Consider the following 19,560-nt stretch of genomic DNA (forward strand, 5'->3'; position numbering starts at 1 on the left):
CCCGCTCGATTAGCCGCTGGGGATGCTTTCGAACTCATCTGACTGCGGCTTCCACTGCCACTGGGGCGGCGGCAGCGACTGCATTAGCGTTGCGGGTATCCTAAAGGTTCTGTGGCGCTTTCGGCCCCGCATAATGGTGATCTGACCATGATCATTCAGTACCGACACGCATCCCTGCCGGCCATGGGCCTCACGAGACCAACCGTTGATAAGCCCGAGGTTCTCAGGCTCAAAGAATGCAAGGAGCGCGGCGATATCGTCCAGCGCTGTGCTGACATTGGAAACCGCATCTCGGAGGAACATTTCCAGACGGATAAGGTCCTCATCCACCTGCTCGCACAGCCAAAGGACAGCATCGTTTTCAGTTCGCCAGCTTACATGTGCTAGGGCCGCCATCACATTCGACAGGTTAGCCTCTACGGAAATGCCCCTGCTGCTCCCCCGGAGGATTGAGGCGCCACGGACCGGCTGATCACCGTAGACTTGCTCCGCGGTGGTTAGGCGCCTCAGCGTCACTGCGTCGTCGGACTCTGATCGCTGCTGGACCTTCAGGTAGCCGCCATCGCGGACGGTCCGGTGGATGTCTTTGCAAACGGCATGACGAAGACCAACCCGTAACGCCTTGAGCACCCGGTCAAGATCGCGAACAGCGGGTTTTAATAGCGCCCAGTATGCCACCAGTTCCCGAGGAAGGGTCCAGTTCGCTTCGATAAGTGCTTCGGCACGTCGTCTCCGCTCGGCCCTCGAATTGCGGGTAAGCGCCCTCGCCAGACTGTCGGACGTGAAGAACCTGTGGCCGCAGCAATGCCCGACTGCGTACAGCGCTTTGGATTCGCTGGACCATAAGAGGTGCCCTTTGACGTACTTCGGCTTAACGGGGCTGCAAATGGGACAGGGGGCAAGTCCGTCCCTTGTCAGTACGTCCTTCGGGATCATGAAGTCCTGAAGGATAACCTCGATGCCGTCCTTGGGAGGCGTCTCGTGCGTGATGAACGGGCAGGTGTGAGGTAAGCCGCTTCGAATGTGATCAAGGAAACTGGCCTTGAGGTATTCTGGCTTTGCATCAAAAACACGCCTGACATTCTGAACCATGCCGCCGCCTTTCGCCATGAACAACCGGACTCGCATCGGTTGATGGAATCATTCCACACACGCAGCATAACAAGAGTTGATGAAAGCGGGAAGTGCGGACAAATACATAGCAAGAACAGAGGCGAACAGTTGGCCAACTCGTCAAAACGGACAAGGAACTCACCGGAAGCCTGCCTGCGGTTCCGTTTCATTGGCTCAGAATTATGTATGCGACTCAGCGCGCTGGTGGTGGTGGGGATTTTAGTTCAGCACTCGGGGGATAAGGCGAGTCATTCGAAGAACTGGGTACATCCCGTGGGTACTTTATTGGGTACTCCGCCAATCCAAACGACGCTACATCCGATTGATTTAAAATGAAAATAACGGAAGTGGAAAAATTTGGTGGAGCTAAGCGGGATCGAACCGCTGACCTCTTGCATGCCATGCAAGCGCTCTCCCAGCTGAGCTATAGCCCCATCAGGGTGGTCCGGCTTGCGCCGGTCCTGGGATGCTCCGGAGGGCGTTCCCTCTGGAGTGGCGGCTTATTACTTGCGGTTTTCGCAGATGGCAAGCCTAAAAAATCCGGCCCGGGAAATTTTTGTCATCCCGGCCGGTATTCGTTTGATCAGACTTCGTCTTCGTCGCCGGTGACGCCGATGATGTCGCTCATGTCGTCATCTTCGTCATCTTCATCAGCTTCGAGGAAGGTATCGTCGTCATCGCCTTCTATTTCAACATCGTCGTCGCCCATATCCGGGATGTCGTCGCCGCCGGAATTGTCATCGGCGTCCTCGAGCGAAACCAATTCGACTTCGGTGTTTTCGGTATCGACTTCTGCAACCTCGTCCTCATCCTGAACTTCGGCAATTGCCGAGGTTTCTTCGAAGAAGGACAGGGGGTAGGATTTACCGGTGTAAGGAGAAACGATCGGGTCCCGGTTCAGATCGTAGAACTTCTTGCCGGTTTCCGGATCGGTGCGCTTGGTTCCAAGTTCCGCTTTCGCCACTATAAGCCTCGTGAGAATGGCCGAATGCGAGATTCGGCAAATGCCGTCAAACCGGCGTTCTATTCGGAATTTATAAGCCGGTCCCCTTAATCGGTACGGCTTCCCGTGTCAAAGCTAAAGTTCACGGACACTCCAGGCTTTTCGCAAGCATTGCGGATGACCGTTCGGCAAGTTTGTGCTAACCAGCCGCGATTGCCGCAGAATCAACTGGGAAAACATGCCGGCAGCGAGCTGTGAGCGGCGCGAATATGTGCCTTTGCAAGGGATTGACCCATGTCGCAGGATGCCGCATCCAAGCCGGCTATCGCCCGCAAATCCGCTGGACTTTCCGGAACCGTCCGTATTCCCGGCGATAAGTCGATCTCGCATCGTGCACTGATACTCGGCGGGCTGGCATCGGGGAAAACACGCATTTCCGGGCTCCTCGAAGGCGAGGATGTGCTCAATACCGGCAAGGCTATGCAGGCCATGGGTGCCGTGATCTGCAAGGAAGGCGACGCGTGGACCGTCAGCGGAACAGGCAACGGCGCATTGCTTGCGCCGGAGGTTCCACTCGATTTCGGCAATTCCGGCACCGGCGCGCGCCTTATCATGGGCCTTGCCGGCGTCTATGATTTCGACACCGTCTTTACCGGCGATGCCTCGCTTTCCCGGCGACCGATGGGCCGCGTGCTTGATCCGTTACGCCGCATGGGCGTGCAGGTGAAGGCCGTGGAGGGCGACCGCCTGCCGATCATGCTGCGTGGGCCGGAAACGCCGGCACCGACCCGCTATACCCTGCCCGTCGCCTCGGCGCAGGTGAAATCGGCGCTGCTGTTGGCCGGTCTCAACGTACCGGGCGCGACAACGGTTATCGAGCCAGCGATCACGCGTGACCATACGGAAAAGATGCTGGCTGGTTTCGGCGCGGAACTTTCGATCAAGACGGACAAGGACGGCACGCGGACGATCCAGCTGCAGGGCCGCGGCAAGCTAACCGGCCAGATCGTCGATGTGCCTGGCGATCCCTCCTCCGCGGCTTTCCCGCTGGTGGCGGCTTTGCTGGTGCCGGGCTCGGACATCACCATTTCCAATGTGCTGATGAACCAGACAAGAACCGGCTTAATCCTGACGCTGCAGGAGATGGGCGCCGATATCGAGATCGTCGATCCGCGGCTTGCGGGCGGCGAGGATATCGCAGACCTGCGCGTGCGCCATTCGGAATTGACCGGAGTGAGCGTTCCGACCGAGCGGGCACCGTCGATGATCGATGAATATCCGGTACTTGCCGTCGCCGCCGCCTTTGCCAAGGGCCGAACGGTGATGAACGGGCTACAGGAACTGCGGGTCAAGGAATCGGATCGGCTCGCGACTGTGGTGGAGGGGCTGAAGCTCAACGGCGTCCAATGCGAAGAAGGCAATGATTGGCTTTCCGTTACCGGCCGGCCGGATGGCAAGGGGCTCGGCAACGCTGCCGGCGAGCAAGTCATCACGCATCTCGACCATCGTATCGCCATGAGCTTCCTTGTCATGGGGCTGGCTTCAGAGCATCCTGTCGGGATCGACGACGGCAGTGTGATTGCGACCAGCTTTCCTCAGTTCATGGGCCTGATGGAAAGCCTCGGGGCGAAGATCGAGCAGGCCTGACATGTACCAGCCACACCGTTTCCGTGAAGGCGATCTCAATGTGCAGCATGCGCTGATTCGCGCCCATCCACTTGAGTACGAAGGTGGTCCGGAACCGGCAGGTTGCTGGTCGCACGGATATTGCCAAGGACCTTACCCAGATGGCGAAGCGTGCCGAAATACAGGAATTGGTGTGCCGTTATGGCAGCCTTGGTATGGAATGAGTCTATGACCGACAGCTTCATCATCGCTATCGACGGCCCGGCAGCAGCGGGCAAAGGCACGCTCTCGCGCCGGATCGCGGAGCAGTACGGCTTTCACCATCTCGACACCGGCCTCACCTACCGGGCGACGGCAAAGGCACTCATAGATGCCGGACTGCCGCTCGACGACGAGACTGTCGCTGAAAAGATGGCGCGGGAGGTTGAACTCGCAGGTCTCGATCGCGATATATTGTCGAAACACGAGATCGGCGAAGCCGCCTCGAAAATTGCCGTGATGCCGGCGGTTCGCCGGGCGCTGGTTGAGGCGCAACGGCGGTTTTCCGGGAAAGCGCCGGGGGCGGTTCTCGACGGGCGCGATATCGGCACCGTCGTTTGTCCCAACGCACCGGTGAAACTCTATGTGACGGCATCGCCGGAAGTCCGTGCGAAGCGCCGTTATGACGAGATTATCGGCAAGGGCGGATCAGCAGATTTCGAAGCGATCTTCGAAGACGTCAAACGGCGCGACGATCGCGACATGAAGCGGGCGGACAGCCCGATGAAACCGGCAGTCGATGCGCACTTGCTTGACACGTCGGAAATGAGTATAGAGGCCGCGTTTCAAGCCGCTAAGTCGTTTATCGACGCCGCCTTGAGCCGAAATACCTGATCAAGCGGTTTTCCGCGCTTCTTGCGCGGGACGCTCATGCGAAAGCAAGCCTGAAATTCCGTCCACGCGCCGGATTGCCTTCCTGAAAGAAGGCGGACTGGGTTCAGGCCCATTCAACACGAACCAACCGGCGCATACGTGAGCCTTGAAGCTATCGAAGGCCACGCAGGAGATTTTATGTCAGTAGCTACTCCCTCTCGCGAGGATTTCGCGGCCCTTCTCGAAGAGTCCTTTGCCAAGAACGATCTGGCTGAAGGCTATGTTACCAAGGGTATCGTCACAGGCATCGAAAAAGATGTCGCCGTTGTTGACGTCGGCCTGAAGGTCGAAGGCCGCATCGCGCTCAAGGAATTCGGCGCACGTGCCAAGGACGGTTCGCTGAAGGTCGGCGACGAAGTCGAAGTCTACGTCGAGCGCATCGAAAACGCGCTTGGCGAAGCTGTTTTGTCGCGCGAGAAGGCTCGCCGCGAAGAAAGCTGGATCAAGCTCGAAGCCAAGTTCGAAGCTGGCGAGCGCGTCGAAGGCGTCATCTTCAACCAGGTCAAGGGCGGCTTCACCGTCGACCTCGACGGTGCGATCGCCTTCCTGCCGCGTTCTCAGGTCGACATTCGGCCGATCCGCGACGTTACGCCCCTCATGCACAACCCGCAGCCCTTCGAAATCCTCAAGATGGACAAGCGCCGCGGCAACATCGTGGTTTCACGCCGTACGGTTCTGGAAGAGTCCCGTGCCGAGCAGCGTTCTGAAATCGTTCAGAACCTCGAAGAAGGCCAGGTTGTTGACGGCGTCGTCAAGAACATCACTGATTACGGTGCGTTCGTTGACCTCGGCGGCATCGACGGCCTGCTGCACGTCACCGACATGGCGTGGCGCCGTGTAAACCATCCGTCGGAAATCCTGAACATCGGCCAGCAGGTCAAGGTTCAGATCATCCGCATCAACCAGGAAACCCACCGCATCTCGCTCGGCATGAAGCAGCTCGAGTCCGATCCGTGGGATGGCATCCAGGCCAAGTATCCGGAAGGCAAGAAGATCTCCGGTACCGTCACGAACATCACCGACTACGGTGCGTTCGTCGAGCTGGAGCCGGGCATCGAAGGCCTGATCCACATCTCGGAAATGTCCTGGACCAAGAAGAACGTTCACCCAGGCAAGATCCTGTCCACGAGCCAGGAAGTCGAAGTCGTCGTTCTCGAAGTCGATCCGTCCAAGCGCCGTATTTCGCTCGGCCTCAAGCAGACGCTGGAAAACCCGTGGGCAGCATTCGCCCGCAGCCATCCGGCCGGCACTGAAGTCGAAGGTGAAGTCAAGAACAAGACCGAATTCGGCCTGTTCATCGGCCTCGACGGCGATGTCGACGGCATGGTGCACCTCTCCGACCTCGACTGGAATCGTCCGGGCGAACAGGTCATCGAGGAGTACAACAAGGGCGACGTCGTAAAGGCAGTCGTTCTTGACGTCGACGTCGAGAAGGAGCGTATTTCGCTCGGCATCAAGCAGCTCGGCAAGGATGCAGTCGGCGAAGCAGCAGCTTCCGGCGACCTGCGCAAGAATGCAGTCGTTTCCTGCGAAGTCATCGCGATCAACGACGGCGGTATCGAAGTGAAGCTCGTCAACCACGAGGACATCACTTCCTTCATCCGTCGCGCCGACCTCGCCCGCGATCGCGACGAGCAGCGTCCGGAACGTTTCTCGGTCGGCCAGACTGTTGACGCTCGCGTCACCAACTTCTCCAAGAAGGACCGCAAGATCATGCTGTCCATCAAGGCTCTGGAAATCGCAGAAGAGAAGGAAGCCGTTGCTCAGTTCGGTTCGTCCGACTCGGGCGCTTCGCTCGGCGACATCCTGGGTGCTGCTCTGAAGAACCGTGGCGGCGAATAATCTTTCGCTGATCCTTCGAGATGAAGAACCCGCCGGAGCGATCCGGCGGGTTCCTTCGTTTTAAGGAGGTTGTCTGAATTTCCGGTTGGATTATTCCCAGCCGACCATGCGCTGGTAGAGGGCATAGACAGGGTCGGCGACTGTTGCCGGAGCAGTCGACGGATCGGGATCGAACATTTTCGGCTGGCGCCGCTCTTCACGCGGGGCTTCGCCCTCCCCGGCCTGCTGCTCATCGCCGCCCTGACCGGATTGGGCTTGCTGCTGTTGCTGCTGATCCTGAGAGTAGCCATTTTCATGTTGGCGATGAGGCGGCCCATCGGCCTTGGTCGCCTTATATTCGTCACGAGCGAACTGGTACGGCGTCTGGGCATAGGGCAGACCGTCCGGCATACGTGCCGCGAGCGGAACGTATGAGGGTGTCTCGACAGCCGAGGGAGGAACCGGCTGCGGCTGAGCGGCAATGTCCCTGGCAGGACGCGTCGCCTGGGCGGCTGTTGCCATCTCCGCCTGGGACAGGCGGGAAGCTTGGGCAGCCTGGGCCGATGCGGGTTCGATCACATCCTCCCGGGTTGTACGAACCAGGCTCTCCGTCGCGTCGCTGATGACGGCCTCGTCCAGCATAGCATCGATTTCGACGGCGGCTTCGACGGGTGTATCCGTCAACAGGACAGTTGCCTCCTGCTCGCGGATGATCGTCGCGATCATCTGCGAAACCTGTTCGGTCATGGAGCTGGCGATGCCGGTCCAGTTGCGCGGGATAACCGGATCAGCCTTGGCGGAGGTTATCTGCTGCTCGGCAGCGGGTCCGGCCTGTCCCGCTTCGGCCACTTCCTGTTTTGCCGATGCAGTCTGGACTTCTTCTGTTTCTCGCAGCGCGGTCGCCTGCAGTGAAGCTTCATGCGCGGCTGTGGCGGGCTGATTGGTGGTCTGCTGGTCCTCGACGGTTGGATCGGTCGTCACGACAGCAGCTGTTTCGGCCGGAACGATTTCTTCGGCAGCAGGCATCGCTGCACTTTCAACCGGTTTTGCTGCGGACTGGCGCGCCGCGGACAGGTTTTCTCCCTGAAGCTTGATTTCCGGCCGCAGCTCGGCGCGCGGCAGCGGCGCAGCATCGTTCTGGCGGTAAGAGCGGACAACGGCTCGGGCTGCGAGATCCCTGTCCTTGTAGCTGATAATCTCGAGATAGGCGATGACACGGGTAGCCTCTGGCCCGGTCGGATCCTTGAGGGCTGCGGCGATCATTCTCAGCGGCAGGCTATGTCCGTCATCGGAAAGCTGGCGCTCGACCGCACCGATCTCGGCGTCGGGCATCCGACGGATGGCATCAGCGACACGGGTGGCAAAGGCCTGATCGGATTCGCCCTCACCGCGTTGTAGTGCGATGGTGCGTCCCGTGGAATTGATGATGTCGAGAAGTGCTTCAATCATGCGCTGGCGCGCGGCAATGAGCAGAATATTGAGCTTGCCGGCAATCGCGGCGTTCAGATCGGCTGCTTCAACTGCATTCACCGGAGTGGGGGCGACCACGGAACGGTCGAGGCCACCGGCAACGATTGCTGCCGTCTGGCCCTGAGAAGAAAGGCTTGCATTGGACGCTGAACGAATGGGAGACAACACAGGCACGCTCCTTTCGCAAAGTGGCTATGAAAGCAGGTTCCACAAAGAGACCGCGCTCATCCGGCCTCTTGCATCCCGGCAGATCCTCCTGTCCGCATCGGCACTTTTGTGCCGTCGAGTGCATAAAAATTGAAGATAATGTTACTGAAAATATCTTAACGGACGACTAACGGCCGCAGACGCCAGTCTACGGCCGTGCGTACATGTCCGATAAAGGGCCGATGTCAGCTATGGGCGAAGATGTCTGCCTCTTCCCAGCCGAGAAGATCGAGCTTGGCACGGGTCGGCAGGAATTCGAAGCAGGCTGTCGCATGCTCCAGACGGCCGTCGCGAATCAGGCGCTCGTTCAGCTTGTCGCGCAGCGCATGCAGGTAGAGCACGTCGGAGGCGGCATATTCGAGCTGCGCCTGCGAGAGTGTTTCGGCAGCCCAGTCGGACGATTGCTGCGTCTTGGAGATATCGACGTCGAGCATCTCCTTCAGATTATCCTTCAGGCCGTGACGATCGGTGTAAGTACGGATGAGGCGCGAGGCGATCTTCGTGCAGAAGACCGGCGTCGTGGTGACACCGAACGTATGGAAGAGCACGGCGATATCGAAGCGGCCGTAGTGAAAGATCTTCTGGCGCGACGGATCGGCAAGCAGCGCGACAAGGTTCGGCGCTTCCTTCTGACCGGCCGCAATGCGGATCACGTCGGCAGAGCCGTCGCCCGGTGAAAGCTGAACGACGCAGAGACGGTCCCTGCGCGGAACGAGGCCCAGTGTTTCAGTGTCGATCGCGATCGCACCAGTGTAACGGGCGGCATCCGCCGCGGAAATATCGCCCTGGTGATAACGGATGGTGGCCGCCATGGGATGTCTCTCGTTCAGCTTCGTCCTTTCGGGCTATATCGCAAAGGGCGAAAACGCGAAACCGCTTTCCTGCTGCAGCCAGCCTGAAGCGCGGCTAAATGCTCAATAGTGCGGTGGCTTGGTGATTGCTGGTGCTTCCAGCGATTGTTCCTCGAGACTGAGGAAGCGCTCGGTCAATCGGTCGAGTTTGGCGCGGGTCTGATCCATGACCTTCCATTGTTCGGCAAGCTGATCGGAAAGCTCATCGATCGTCTTTGCCTGATGGGCCAGCATTTCTTCGAGTCTTGTGATGCGCGTTGCCTCGTCGGACATCGGCTTTCTCCCCTGAAATCAGGTACCATTCCAAAGCCGAAATAGGCCGGAGCGTCAATGGGTTCGAGTCCCCAGGAAAACGATCCCGAAAGTGGACCATCTGGTTACCAAAAGCCCTTGCCGCATCTGATGATGTGGGGTAGGCCAGTTGTCCATCTGGGAGGAAAACTGATGGATGTAGGCAATGGCTTTCTTCATCCGGACCGGCTCTTTCCCGCCGATCCGACCACGCGGACAATAGCGCGCAATCTCTACGAGACGGTGCGCGCGCTTCCGATCGTCAGCCCGCACGGACATACCGAACCGTCCTGGTTTGCTGACGACAAGGCCTTCGAAGACGCCTCCTCCCTGCTCGTTATTCCCGACCATTATCTCTTCCGTATGCTGCACAGCACCGGCACAAAACTCGACCAGCTCGGTGTGCCGCGTCTCGACGGCAAGCCGGTTTCCAGCGGCCGCGATATCTGGCGTGCTTTTGCCGCCCAGTATCATCTTTTCCGCGGAACACCTTCGAGCCTTTGGGTCGATCATGCCATGTCGGCCGTGCTCGGATGCACCGAGCCGCTGACGGCTGAGAATGCCGACGCGCTCTACGACCACATCAATGCGCAGCTTAGGCTTCCGGAATTCCGGCCGCGGGCGCTGCACCGGCGCTTTGGCATCGAAACGATCGCAACGACCGAAGGCGCGCTCGATCCACTGCCGCATCACCAGAAGATGGCGGCGGAGGGTTGGATCGGCAAAGTACGCACGACCTACCGTCCAGACAGCGTCACCGATCCCGATGCCGTCGGGTTCCGCGACAATCTGATCAAGTTCGGAGAGATCACCGGCTGCGACATCACCAAATGGGGTGGGCTGATCGAGGCCCATCGCAAGCGGCGCGCCTATTTCCGCCAGTTCGGCGCAACGGCAACCGACCATGGCGTGCCGACCGCCTTTACCGCCGATCTGCCGCTTGCCGAAAAGCAGGCATTGCTCGACAAGGCGCTGAAGGGACCCCTTTCGGCTGCCGATGCAGAGCTTTTCCGCGGCCAGATGATGACGGAAATGGCCGGCCTCTCCGCCGAAGACGGCATGGTGATGCAGATCCATGCCGGCTCGCGCCGCAACACCGACCGCGGGCTTTTCGAAACCCGTGGACCGAATATGGGCGCCGATATTCCGACGCGCACCGACTGGGTTGGTGGCCTCAATGCCCTGCTTTCGAAATACGGTCATGCGCCTGGCCTGCGCATCCTGCTCTTCACGCTCGACGAGACGACCTATGCCCGTGAGCTCGCGCCGATGGCCGGCCACTGGGCCTGCCTGATGATCGGGCCGCCCTGGTGGTTCCACGACAGCCCGCTCGGCATCCGCCGCTATCTCGACCAGGTAGTGGAAACAGCCGGTTTCGCCAATCTCGCCGGCTTCAACGACGATACGCGCGCGCTCCTGTCGATCCCCGCCCGCCACGATGTCTGGCGCCGCGAGATTTGCCGCTTCCTGGCGCAGCTTGCGGCCGAGCATCGGATTTCCAAAAAGGAAGCCGAGATCGTGGCGCGCGAACTCTCCTATGACAATGCGAAGAAGGCCTACAAGCTGTGAGCGACAGATTACGGAACGTGACCGGCCTTGCGCCGACGGCGAAGCTTCCTGCCTATGACCGGAATGCGCTGCAGGCCGGCATCCTTCATCTCGGTCCCGGCGCCTTTTTCCGAGCGCATTTCGCGCCTTTCACGGATGGCGCGCTGGCTGCTGCCGGCGGCGACTGGGGTATCGAGGTGGCGAGCCTGCGCACGCCCGATGTGGCGGATAACCTCTCCGCCCAGAACGGGCTCTATACCGTGCTGATCCGCGATACATCGGGCACGACGGCTCACGTCATCGGCTCGATCCTTGGGGCACATGTGGCGCCGCGCGATCCGGCGGGCCTGCTGGCGCGGCTTGAAGATCCCAATATCCGCATCGTCAGCATGACGGTAACGGAAAAGGCCTATGGTTTCGATCCGGCTTCAGGCGGGCTTGACCTCAAGCATCCCGATATCGTCGCCGATCTGGCCAACCGGCATGCGCCGCGCGGCGTCATCGGCTATCTCGTCGAGGGTCTGGCGCGGCGCCGGCAAAAGGGTATCGCACCCTTTACACCGCTTAGCTGCGACAACTTGCCGAGCAATGGTGCGGTGCTGAAGCGCCTGGTGCTGGAATTTACCTCTCGCATCGATACCGACCTGCATGACTGGATTGAAGTGAACGTGCCCTTCCCGTCCACGATGGTCGACCGTATCACGCCGGCAAGCACCGATGCGACCTATGCCGATGCCAAGCGGCTGACGGGCCGTACCGACCTGGCTGCGATCGAGACGGAACCTTTTACCCAGTGGGTGATCGAGGACCATTTCGTCAACGGCCGTCCGGCATGGGAAAAAGTCCACGGCGCGCTGATGGTCGAGGAGGTCTCGGCTTATGAGAAGATGAAGCTGCGCATGTTGAACGGCGCGCATTCTCTGCTTGCTTATCTCGGTTATATAGCAGGCTATGAGTTCATTCGCGACGTCATGGATGATGCAGGACTGGCAGCGCTTGCGCGCCGGCACATGAATGCGGCCGCGGCCACGCTGGATCCTGTTCCCGGCATCGATCTCGACGCCTATGCCGATGAATTGATAGCACGCTTTGCAAACAAGGCGATCGCCCACCGCACCTATCAGATCGCTATGGACGGCACACAGAAGCTGCCGCAGCGCCTGCTGGAGCCGGCAACGGAAGCACTTGCCAATGGCAGCAAGGCTGAGACCTATGCGATCGCCGTTGCGGCCTGGATGCGTTACGCGACGGGCATCGATCGCAATGGTGAGCGTTACGAGTTGCGTGACCCTCGCGCCGGGGAGATTGCGGCCTTGATCGCCGATGTGCCGCGCAATGGCGCGGCGGTCTCGGCTGCGCTGTTCAAGCTGCCAGGCCTATTTCCGAAGGCATTGACCGGGAACGTCGCCTGGACGGAGGATGTGGCGAACAAGCTGGAGATTCTGATCCAGGACAACAGGCTGCCCCTTTATTGAAGCGCTACGCGCCTTTCTCATCCCGCCGCAGCCACGGGATGAGAAAGCGTCAAAGGGAACCGGTTCTTATTGCAGTCGTCTAGGCCTTAATCCGCTTCATTTCGGGGTCGTAGAGCGGCTTTAGCGAAACCTTGCAGGGCACGCGTTCGCGGGCTACATCCAGCTCATAGCTGCCGGAGAGAACAAAATCCTCTGTAACACCATGAGCGTGACGGACATAGCCATAGCCAATCGGCCTACTGACGGTGTAACCGAAGCCGCCGCTGGAAAGCCAGCCGACGCGCTGTCCGTCACGGTAGATGGTTTCACGGCCAAGTAGCACGATATCGGGATCATCGGGCACAAAGCAGGCGAGCATCTTCTTCACACCGCTTTCGAGCTGCCGCTCGATCGCCGCCCGCCCCTTGAAAGGCGTGGTCCTGCGTGTCTTTACCGCCCAGCCGAGCCCAGCTTCGATGGGCGTGTGATCAGGACCGATATCAGAACCCCAGGCGCGATAGCCCTTTTCCAGACGGCAGCTCTCGATCGCGCGATAGCCGGCGTTGACGAGGCCGAACTGCCCGTCCGCGGCCATCAGCGCATCATAGACGGTCGTCCCATATTCAATCGGCACATGCAGTTCGTAACCAAGTTCGCCGACATAGGTGATGCGCAGCGCCCGCACGGGGCAGCCGGCGATGCCGATGGTCTTGACGCGGCCGAAGGGGAAGGCAGCGTTGGAGACATTGCTCGTCGTGATCTTTTCCAGGATAGCGCGTGAATTCGGGCCCATTAGCGAAAGCACAGTATAGGCCGAGGTGACATCGACAAGCTCCGCGTGGAGGCCATCGGGAATGCTGCGCGAGATCCAGTCGAAATCGTGCGTGGCAAAGCCGGTGCCGGTGACGATGTAATATTCGTTTTCAGCGATGCGTGCGCAGGTGACATCACATTCGATGCCGCCCTTATCGTTCAGCATCTGCGTGTAGATCAGCGACCCCACAGGTTTTGCGACATCGTTGGCGGCAATCCATGACAGTGCCGCTTCGGCATCCCTGCCCTTCAGCACGAATTTGGCGAAGGAGGTCTGGTCGAAGATGACGGCTGCCTCGCGCACCGCCTTGTGCTCACGGCTGACGGCCTCGAACCAGTTCTGGCGGCCATAGGTATAGATATCCTTCGGCTCCTCGTTGGCGAAGAGATCGGCAAACCAATTCGGCCGCTCCCAGCCGAGCTTTTCGCCGAAGCAGGCGCCCTGCGCCTTCAACCGTTCATAAAGTGGCGACTTGCGGCAAGGACGGCCACTCGAATATTCTTCGAAGGGGAAGGCCAGCGTATAGTGTTTGCCATAGGCCTCCAGCGTTCTCGTGCGGACCCAGTCCGTATCGAAATGCGGGCGGCCGAAGCGGCGGATATCGACCGGCCAGAGATCGTAGGGCGGCTCGCCCTTCGTCACCCATTCGGCGAGCGCCATGCCGGCGCCACCGGCAGAGGCTATACCGAAAGCGTTGAAACCGGCGCCGACGAAGAAATTCTTCAGTTCCGGTGCCTCGCCGAGAATGAAGTTGCCGTCGGGCGTAAAGCTCTCCGGCCCGTTCAGAAGCTGCTTGATACCCGCGTTTTCAAGAGCCGGTACGCGGCCGAGCGCCTGCTCCATGATCTGCTCGAAATGATCGAAGTTGCTGTCGAGCAGCGTGTAGTGGAAACCATCGGGTATGCCGTCCAGAGCCCAGGCGATAGGATTCGGCTCATAGCCGCCCATGACCATGCCGCCGACCTCTTCCTTGTAATAGGTGAGGCGATCGGGATCGCGCAATGTCGGGAGATTGGAGGGAACCCCGAAGGATTCGGTGATGATGTATTGATGTTCGACGGAGACGAGCGGCACGTTGACGCCGAAGCGAGCGGCGAAGCTGCGGGTCCATTGGCCGGCGCAGACCACGACACGTTCGCATTCGATGCGGCCCTGCGCGGTGATGACGGCACGGATCCTGCCCTTGTCGATTTCGAGATCGAGAACTTCGGTATCCTCGAAGATCGAAACGCCAGCCATGCGGGCGCCTTTTGCCAGCGCCTGGGTAATGTCGGAGGGATTGGCCTGACCATCCGTCGGCAGATAGGCGGCGCCGACGAGATCGTCTGTCGTCATCAGCGGCCAGAGATCAAAGGCCTCCTGCGGGGTCAGGAGATGCATTTCGAGGCCGAAGGACTGGGCAGTCGTCGCCTGACGCTTGACCTCGATCCAGCGCTCCTCATTGCAGGCAAGCCGCAGGCCACCATTCATCTTCCAGCCGGTGCCGAGACCAGTCTCGGCTTCGAGCTTCTTGTAAAGATCGACAGAATACCCCAGCAATTGGGTGATATTGGCGCTGGTACGCAATTGGCCGACGAGGCCGGCGGCGTGGAATGTCGTACCAGACGTCAGCTTCTTGCGCTCCAGCAGCACCGTATCGGTCCAGCCGAGCTTGGCCAGATGATAGGCGGTCGAGCAGCCGATGATGCCGCCGCCGATGACCACGGCCTTCGCCGTCTTCGGTAATTCCTTCGTCATTCAATGATCCTGTTCAAATGCCCGATAGGCACGTTCGAAGCGGGCGAGATTTTCGGCGGTATAGGCAGCGTAGTCGAAATCGATGGTCGAATGGATCTCGGAGATCATGCTCCACAGCGTCTCGCGCAGCAGCGAGGCGCATTTCATGGCCTGGTAGCGGCGGCTGAGATCTCCCGTCAGCGGCCGATCGAAATAGGTCTCCAGCATGAGGCGCTCCGCCTCTTCCGAAAACTCGCTGTTGGAGGCAAGGCCGCCGAGATCGAAGAGCGGCGTGTTGAAGCCGGCATAATCCCAATCGATCAGCCAGAGCCGTCTGCCATCGTGGAGGAAATTGGCGGCGAGCAGGTCGTTGTGACCGAAGACAATCTCGAAGGGACCTGCGGCCTCTTCGAGACGCTCAGCTTTTGCAAGCAACTCATCCAGCAGTGGCGCATGAGGACTGCCCGCAGCCTTCAGGTTTGCGACGTAATCGCGGATCACGTGGAAAACCCAGAAGATCAGCGCCTGACCGCGGAAATAGCGGGCCATGTCGTGGTGGCAGGCGCGGATCAATGGAATGAGACGAGCAAGCGTTTCCGGCCTCCTGACATCATCAGGCGACAGCGGCGTGGCCTCGATGAAATCGAGAACCAGCGCGCCCGGCGCATGGTGGATAACAGCTGGCGAGATGCCCGCCGCATGCGCAGCGCGGCTGGCCGCAAGCTCGTTCTGCCTGTTGATGTGGTGGATGGGGATATCGTCGCCGAGACGAACGACGCGACGCTTCGCGCCATCTCTCACCAGGTAGTTCCGGTTGGTGAGGCCGCCCGTGATCGGGACTATGTCGATCGGACCTTGCCAGATGCCAAGCGCATGAATCCTCTCTTCAGGCGTCACGCCTATCCCCCTTATCACTCTCAATGAAATGATGGGCTTGAGGGGGATCGGCTGTCAAGCCGCGGCCTTTTCAGATCGTCTTGCCGCTCGCGTCGAAAACGTGGCAGCGGGCGGGATCGAAGGATGCCTTCACATTGGTGCCACGCTCGACCTTCTGCTGACCATCGAGCGCGATGGTCAGCGCCTGGTTATCCGGCGTGGTAGCGTAAAGCATGGTGGCGCCACCGAGATTTTCGACGAGATCGACATTGACCGTCGACAGCACAGTGCCGCCTTCTGTCAGAGCAAGGTGCTCGGGGCGGATGCCGAAGGTGACGTCCTGGCCCGCCTGACCGGCAAGCCGACGGCCGAGCTCAACGGAGTTACCACAGACGTTCAGCATCGAGCCGGTGTCGGTGACGCTTTCGATCCTGGCATTGAGGAAGTTCATCTTAGGGCTGCCGATGAAGCCGGCGACGAAGCGATTGGCGGGATTGTTGTAGAGATCGAGTGGTGCGCCCACCTGCTCGATGCGACCGGAGTTCAGAACGACGATTTTGTCGGCCATGGTCATGGCTTCGACTTGGTCGTGAGTCACGTAGATCATCGTGTTGCCAAGGCTGCGATGCAGGCGGGAAATCTCCACGCGCATCTGGACGCGCAGTTCAGCATCGAGGTTGGAGAGCGGCTCATCGAAGAGGAAGATGCGCGGCTCACGCACAATGGCGCGGCCGATTGCAACACGCTGGCGCTGGCCGCCTGACAGTGCCTTCGGCTTGCGTTCGAGAAGCTTCTCGATCTGCAGGATCTGCGCGGCGCGGCGCACTTTCGGCTCGATCTCAGCCCTCTTGTAACCTGCGGTTTCAAGGCCGAAGGCGAGGTTCTTGTAAACAGACATATGCGGATAGAGCGCATAGGACTGGAAAACCATGGCGATGCCACGCTTGGCCGGCGCCACCTCGTTCATGCGCTCGTTGTCGAGCATCAGCGCGCCGCCGGAGATTTCCTCAAGGCCGGCAATCATGCGCAGCAGCGTGGACTTGCCGCAGCCCGAGGGGCCGACGAAGACCGCGAATTCACCGGGATCGATCGTCAGGTCAATGCCGTGGATGACGTCGAGCTGGCCATAGCGCTTCTCGACCTTCTGAAGAACGACACTCGTTGCCATGTTCCGAAATCCCCTCTTATTTGGTTCTTGCACGCCATCCGGCGTATTTCGGGCTGTCAGGACCGATCGGCAGGGCGACATCGGCGCCGCTATCGGAAGATTGGTAAATGGCCGTGACCAGCTCCAGTGCGCGCCTTGCATCCGCACTCGTCACCGGAAGTGGTCCCTTGCCCATCAGATAGTCGTGGAAGCGCAGCATCTGCGTGTTGAAGCGCAACGGCACCGGCTGCCAGTCGGCAATGACGGCATCGATCTTCGCCCGCACGTCATCGTTGGCAGCAATGATCTGCCAGGGGTCCTGCCCGGGCGCATAGGCCTCGTGGTTGCTCTCGAATGTGATGTTTTCGAAGTGAAGCCTCAGCCGGCTGATTTCGTTCTGCGAGCCGAGCGTGCAGGACAACGAGACGAAAGCACCGTTCTGCATCTGCAGGCTTACAGAGGCGCAGTCTTCGACCTCGATCTCGTTGACGCGGGTCGCCACGCGGCCGAAGACGCGGGTTGCCGGGCCGGCGAGATAAAAGAGCATGTCATGCAGATGGAGCGCGTGAGTGACGAGCACGCCGCCGAGTTCGGTTGCCCATTTGCCGCGCCACGGCACGGCGTAATATTCCGGCTTGCGGCGCCAGAAGGTCTCGACCGAGCCCATATAGAATTTGCCGGCAAGCCCGGCCTCGATGATGCGCTTGGCTTTCTCGACACCATCGCCATAGCGATACTGGAAAATCGGCATCAACGTGCCCTTGGCGGTCTTCTCGGCCGCGATGATTTCGTCAGCGCTGGCCAGCGAACCGGTGAGCGGCTTCTCGCAAATGACATGCTTGCCGGCAGCAAGTGCTGCGATGACCTGTTCCTTATGGATGCCGGGCGGCGTGCAGATATCGATGATGTCGATGCCGTCATCGGCAAGCAACTCTTCGAAAGAGGTCGTGCGCCGTTCGATGCCGAATTCGTCGCCGATCGTCTTCAGGCGCTCCTCGTTCAGGTCGCAGATCGCTACCACCTTGAACTTGTCCGGATGCGGCAGATACCCCTCGACGATATGGGAGCGGCCGATACCGCAGCCGATGATCGCGACTGTCTTGATGCTCATGTCATTTTATCCTGTCTGGCTTTCCCGCCCGATTCATCAACGCTTCATGCCGGTCGTGGCGATGCCCTCGATCAGCAGGCGCTGGAAGAACAGGAAGAAGAAGAACACGGGCACGAGCGTGAGCGTCGACATGGCGAACAATCCGCCCCAGTCCGATGCGCTGGTGGAGTCCACGAAAGTGCGCAGGCCGAGCTGGATCGTGTAGGTGTTCATGTCGTTGAGGTAGATCAGCGGACCGAAGAAATCGTCCCAGGTCCAGATGAAGGAGAAGATGGCGGCTGTCGCCAGAACCGGCAGTGACAGTGGCAGCATGATCTTCCAATAGATGCGCCAAGCGCTGCAGCCGTCCATCATCGCGGCTTCATCGAGTTCACGCGGGATGCCGCGGAAGAACTGCACCATGAGGAAGATGAAGAAGGCGTCGCTTGCCAGGAATTTCGGCACGACCAGCGGCAGGATAGTGTTGACCCAGCCGAGATCGAGGAAGAGCACATATTGCGGGATCAGCGTCACGTGATAGGGGATCATCAGCGTGCCGAGCATGATGGCGAACCAGAAATTCCGGCCGGCAAAGCGCAGCCGCGCGAAGGCGAAGGCGGTCAGCGAACAGGCGATGACATTGCCGGCGACGACCAGCAGCGAGATGACGAGCGAATTCCAGAAGAATCGGCCGAAGCTGATGTCGAGGCCGGTCCAGCCTCGTACATAGGACGAGAAATCGACCGAGGACGGAATGAGCGAAGTCGAGGAGAAGATTTCGTTTTCCGGCCTGACCGAAGCGGACACCATCCATAAGAGCGGATAGAGCATCAGGAGCGAGGCGGCGATCAGCAGCGCATGGATGACGATCGAAGCCGGCAGGCTGCGTTTGGTGATATCCGATGGCGGCCGGGGCGCGGTGACGGAAGCGGTCATCTCAGTCATCGTAGTGTACCCAATAGCGCGAGGTCAGGAAGGAGAAGGCCGTAAAGATCGCGATGATCACCACGAGGATCCAGGCGAGCGCCGAGGCATAGCCCATGCGGAAATTGCCGAAGGCTTCCTGATAGAGATAGAGCGTATAAAACAGAGTCGAATTGATCGGGCCACCCGTGCCGCCGGAGATGATGAAGGCCGGCGTGAAGGCCTTGAAGGCGTCGATCGTCTGGACAACGGCATTGAAGAAGATCACTGGCGTCAGCAGCGGCAAGGTGATCTTGTAGAACTGGCGGAATTTCGAGGCGCCGTCGAGGCTTGCAGCCTCATACATATCCTGCGGGACCTGGCGCAGACCGGCCAGGAAAATGATCATTGGCGAACCGAACTGCCAGACGGAGAGTGCGACCAGCGTGTAGATCGAATAGCTCGGATGCGAAATCCAGCTCGGGCCGACAATGCCGAAATGCAAAAGTGCCGCGTTGACGAGGCCATCGCTGGCGAAAAGCTGGCGCCACAGCACGGCAATCGCCACGCTGCCGCCGAGAAGCGACGGAAGGTAAAAGATCGCGCGGTAGATCGGCAGGCCGCGCAAACCCCGGTTCAGGGCGAGCGCGACAAGCAGCGCAAAGGTCAGCTTGAAGGGAACCGACAAGACGACATAGGTCAATGTGACGGACATCGCCGACGCAAATTTCGGATCGGCCGTAGCGATGCGCACGTAATTTGCGGCTCCCACCCAACC

Annotated in this window: 16 protein-coding genes, 1 tRNA gene and 1 pseudogene; 6 read left to right on the top strand and 12 right to left on the bottom strand. The window is 59.8% G+C overall.

Translation table 11 applies throughout. The annotated features are described in order from the left end of the window. Positions 1-9 precede the first annotated feature (9 nt). From JNB85_RS07535 to JNB85_RS07545, 3 genes are all read right to left on the bottom strand, one after another. Positions 10-1,092, bottom strand: coding sequence for a hypothetical protein (locus tag JNB85_RS07535; protein ID WP_220333707.1), 1,083 nt, complete (start codon positions 1,090-1,092; stop codon positions 10-12). A 379-nt stretch (positions 1,093-1,471) separates the two neighbouring features. Further along, positions 1,472-1,547 (bottom strand) — tRNA-Ala (locus JNB85_RS07540). A gap of 149 nt (positions 1,548-1,696) precedes the next feature. Next, the gene (locus JNB85_RS07545; RefSeq protein ID WP_183745486.1) at positions 1,697-2,077 is read right to left on the bottom strand and encodes a TIGR02300 family protein; all 381 of its coding nucleotides are present in this window, start codon (positions 2,075-2,077) and stop codon (positions 1,697-1,699) included. Positions 2,078-2,350: 273 nt separating this feature from the next. Here JNB85_RS07545 and aroA point away from each other — a divergent pair, with 273 nt between their 5' ends. The 4 genes and pseudogenes from aroA (at position 2,351) to rpsA (ending at position 6,436) form a co-directional block, all read left to right on the top strand. After that, positions 2,351-3,703: a 3-phosphoshikimate 1-carboxyvinyltransferase gene (gene aroA / locus JNB85_RS07550; protein WP_220333708.1), complete on the top strand. Its 1,353-nt coding sequence runs from the start codon at positions 2,351-2,353 to the stop codon at positions 3,701-3,703. Between the two features lies 1 nt (position 3,704). After that, a pseudogene (locus JNB85_RS31205) lies at positions 3,705-3,776 on the top strand (FMN-binding negative transcriptional regulator); the annotation flags it as partial. Positions 3,777-3,910: 134 nt separating this feature from the next. Continuing rightward, entirely contained in the window at positions 3,911-4,555 is a 645-nt protein-coding gene (cmk, locus tag JNB85_RS07555) for a (d)CMP kinase (RefSeq protein ID WP_220333709.1), read from the top strand. Positions 4,556-4,732: 177 nt separating this feature from the next. Next, complete coding sequence (gene rpsA / locus JNB85_RS07560; RefSeq protein ID WP_220333710.1) at positions 4,733-6,436, top strand: 30S ribosomal protein S1; 1,704 nt, start codon at positions 4,733-4,735, stop codon at positions 6,434-6,436. 90 nt (positions 6,437-6,526) lie between these two features. Here rpsA and JNB85_RS07565 read toward each other — a convergent pair whose 3' ends face one another. The 3 genes from JNB85_RS07565 to JNB85_RS07575 form a co-directional block, all read right to left on the bottom strand. Next, complete coding sequence (locus JNB85_RS07565) at positions 6,527-8,053, bottom strand: hypothetical protein (protein WP_220333711.1); 1,527 nt, start codon at positions 8,051-8,053, stop codon at positions 6,527-6,529. Positions 8,054-8,277: 224 nt separating this feature from the next. After that, positions 8,278-8,904, bottom strand: a complete 627-nt coding sequence (locus JNB85_RS07570; RefSeq protein WP_220333712.1) for a ribonuclease D — start codon at positions 8,902-8,904, stop codon at positions 8,278-8,280. A gap of 102 nt (positions 8,905-9,006) precedes the next feature. Continuing rightward, on the bottom strand, positions 9,007-9,216 hold the full coding sequence (locus JNB85_RS07575) for a SlyX family protein (protein ID WP_220333713.1): 210 nt from the start codon (positions 9,214-9,216) through the stop codon (positions 9,007-9,009). A 171-nt stretch (positions 9,217-9,387) separates the two neighbouring features. On the opposite strand from JNB85_RS07575, the gene uxaC reads away from it, so the two are divergent. Together uxaC and JNB85_RS07585 are read left to right on the top strand one after the other, a co-directional pair. Beyond that, on the top strand, positions 9,388-10,803 hold the full coding sequence (uxaC, locus tag JNB85_RS07580) for a glucuronate isomerase (protein ID WP_220333714.1): 1,416 nt from the start codon (positions 9,388-9,390) through the stop codon (positions 10,801-10,803). After that, the gene (locus JNB85_RS07585; RefSeq protein WP_220333715.1) at positions 10,800-12,257 is read left to right on the top strand and encodes a mannitol dehydrogenase family protein; all 1,458 of its coding nucleotides are present in this window, start codon (positions 10,800-10,802) and stop codon (positions 12,255-12,257) included. Before uxaC ends, JNB85_RS07585 begins: the two co-directional genes overlap by 4 nt. A 79-nt stretch (positions 12,258-12,336) precedes the next feature. Here the strand turns inward: JNB85_RS07585 and JNB85_RS07590 are convergent, their stop codons facing one another. The 6 genes from JNB85_RS07590 to JNB85_RS07615 all read right to left on the bottom strand — a co-directional run. Next, positions 12,337-14,787: a GcvT family protein gene (locus JNB85_RS07590; RefSeq protein ID WP_220333716.1), complete on the bottom strand. Its 2,451-nt coding sequence runs from the start codon at positions 14,785-14,787 to the stop codon at positions 12,337-12,339. After that, complete coding sequence (locus JNB85_RS07595) at positions 14,788-15,663, bottom strand: phosphotransferase (RefSeq protein ID WP_220333717.1); 876 nt, start codon at positions 15,661-15,663, stop codon at positions 14,788-14,790. A 70-nt stretch (positions 15,664-15,733) separates the two neighbouring features. Beyond that, positions 15,734-16,810 carry an ABC transporter ATP-binding protein gene (locus tag JNB85_RS07600; RefSeq protein WP_220333718.1) on the bottom strand — a complete coding sequence of 359 codons (1,077 nt, stop codon included), beginning with the start codon at positions 16,808-16,810 and terminating at the stop codon, positions 15,734-15,736. 16 nt (positions 16,811-16,826) lie between these two features. Beyond that, a complete protein-coding gene (locus tag JNB85_RS07605; RefSeq protein ID WP_220333719.1) occupies positions 16,827-17,900 on the bottom strand; it encodes a Gfo/Idh/MocA family protein in 1,074 nt (357 codons plus the stop codon). 36 nt (positions 17,901-17,936) lie between these two features. Continuing rightward, positions 17,937-18,824, bottom strand: a complete 888-nt coding sequence (locus JNB85_RS07610; RefSeq protein ID WP_183745451.1) for a carbohydrate ABC transporter permease — start codon at positions 18,822-18,824, stop codon at positions 17,937-17,939. After that, positions 18,817-19,560: carbohydrate ABC transporter permease (locus JNB85_RS07615; RefSeq protein WP_220333720.1), on the bottom strand; the 744-nt coding region annotated here is incomplete at its 5' end. The genes JNB85_RS07610 and JNB85_RS07615, both read right to left, overlap by 8 nt.

The organism is Rhizobium mesosinicum, from assembly GCF_019511345.1.
GTDB lineage: Bacteria > Pseudomonadota > Alphaproteobacteria > Rhizobiales > Rhizobiaceae > Rhizobium > Rhizobium mesosinicum.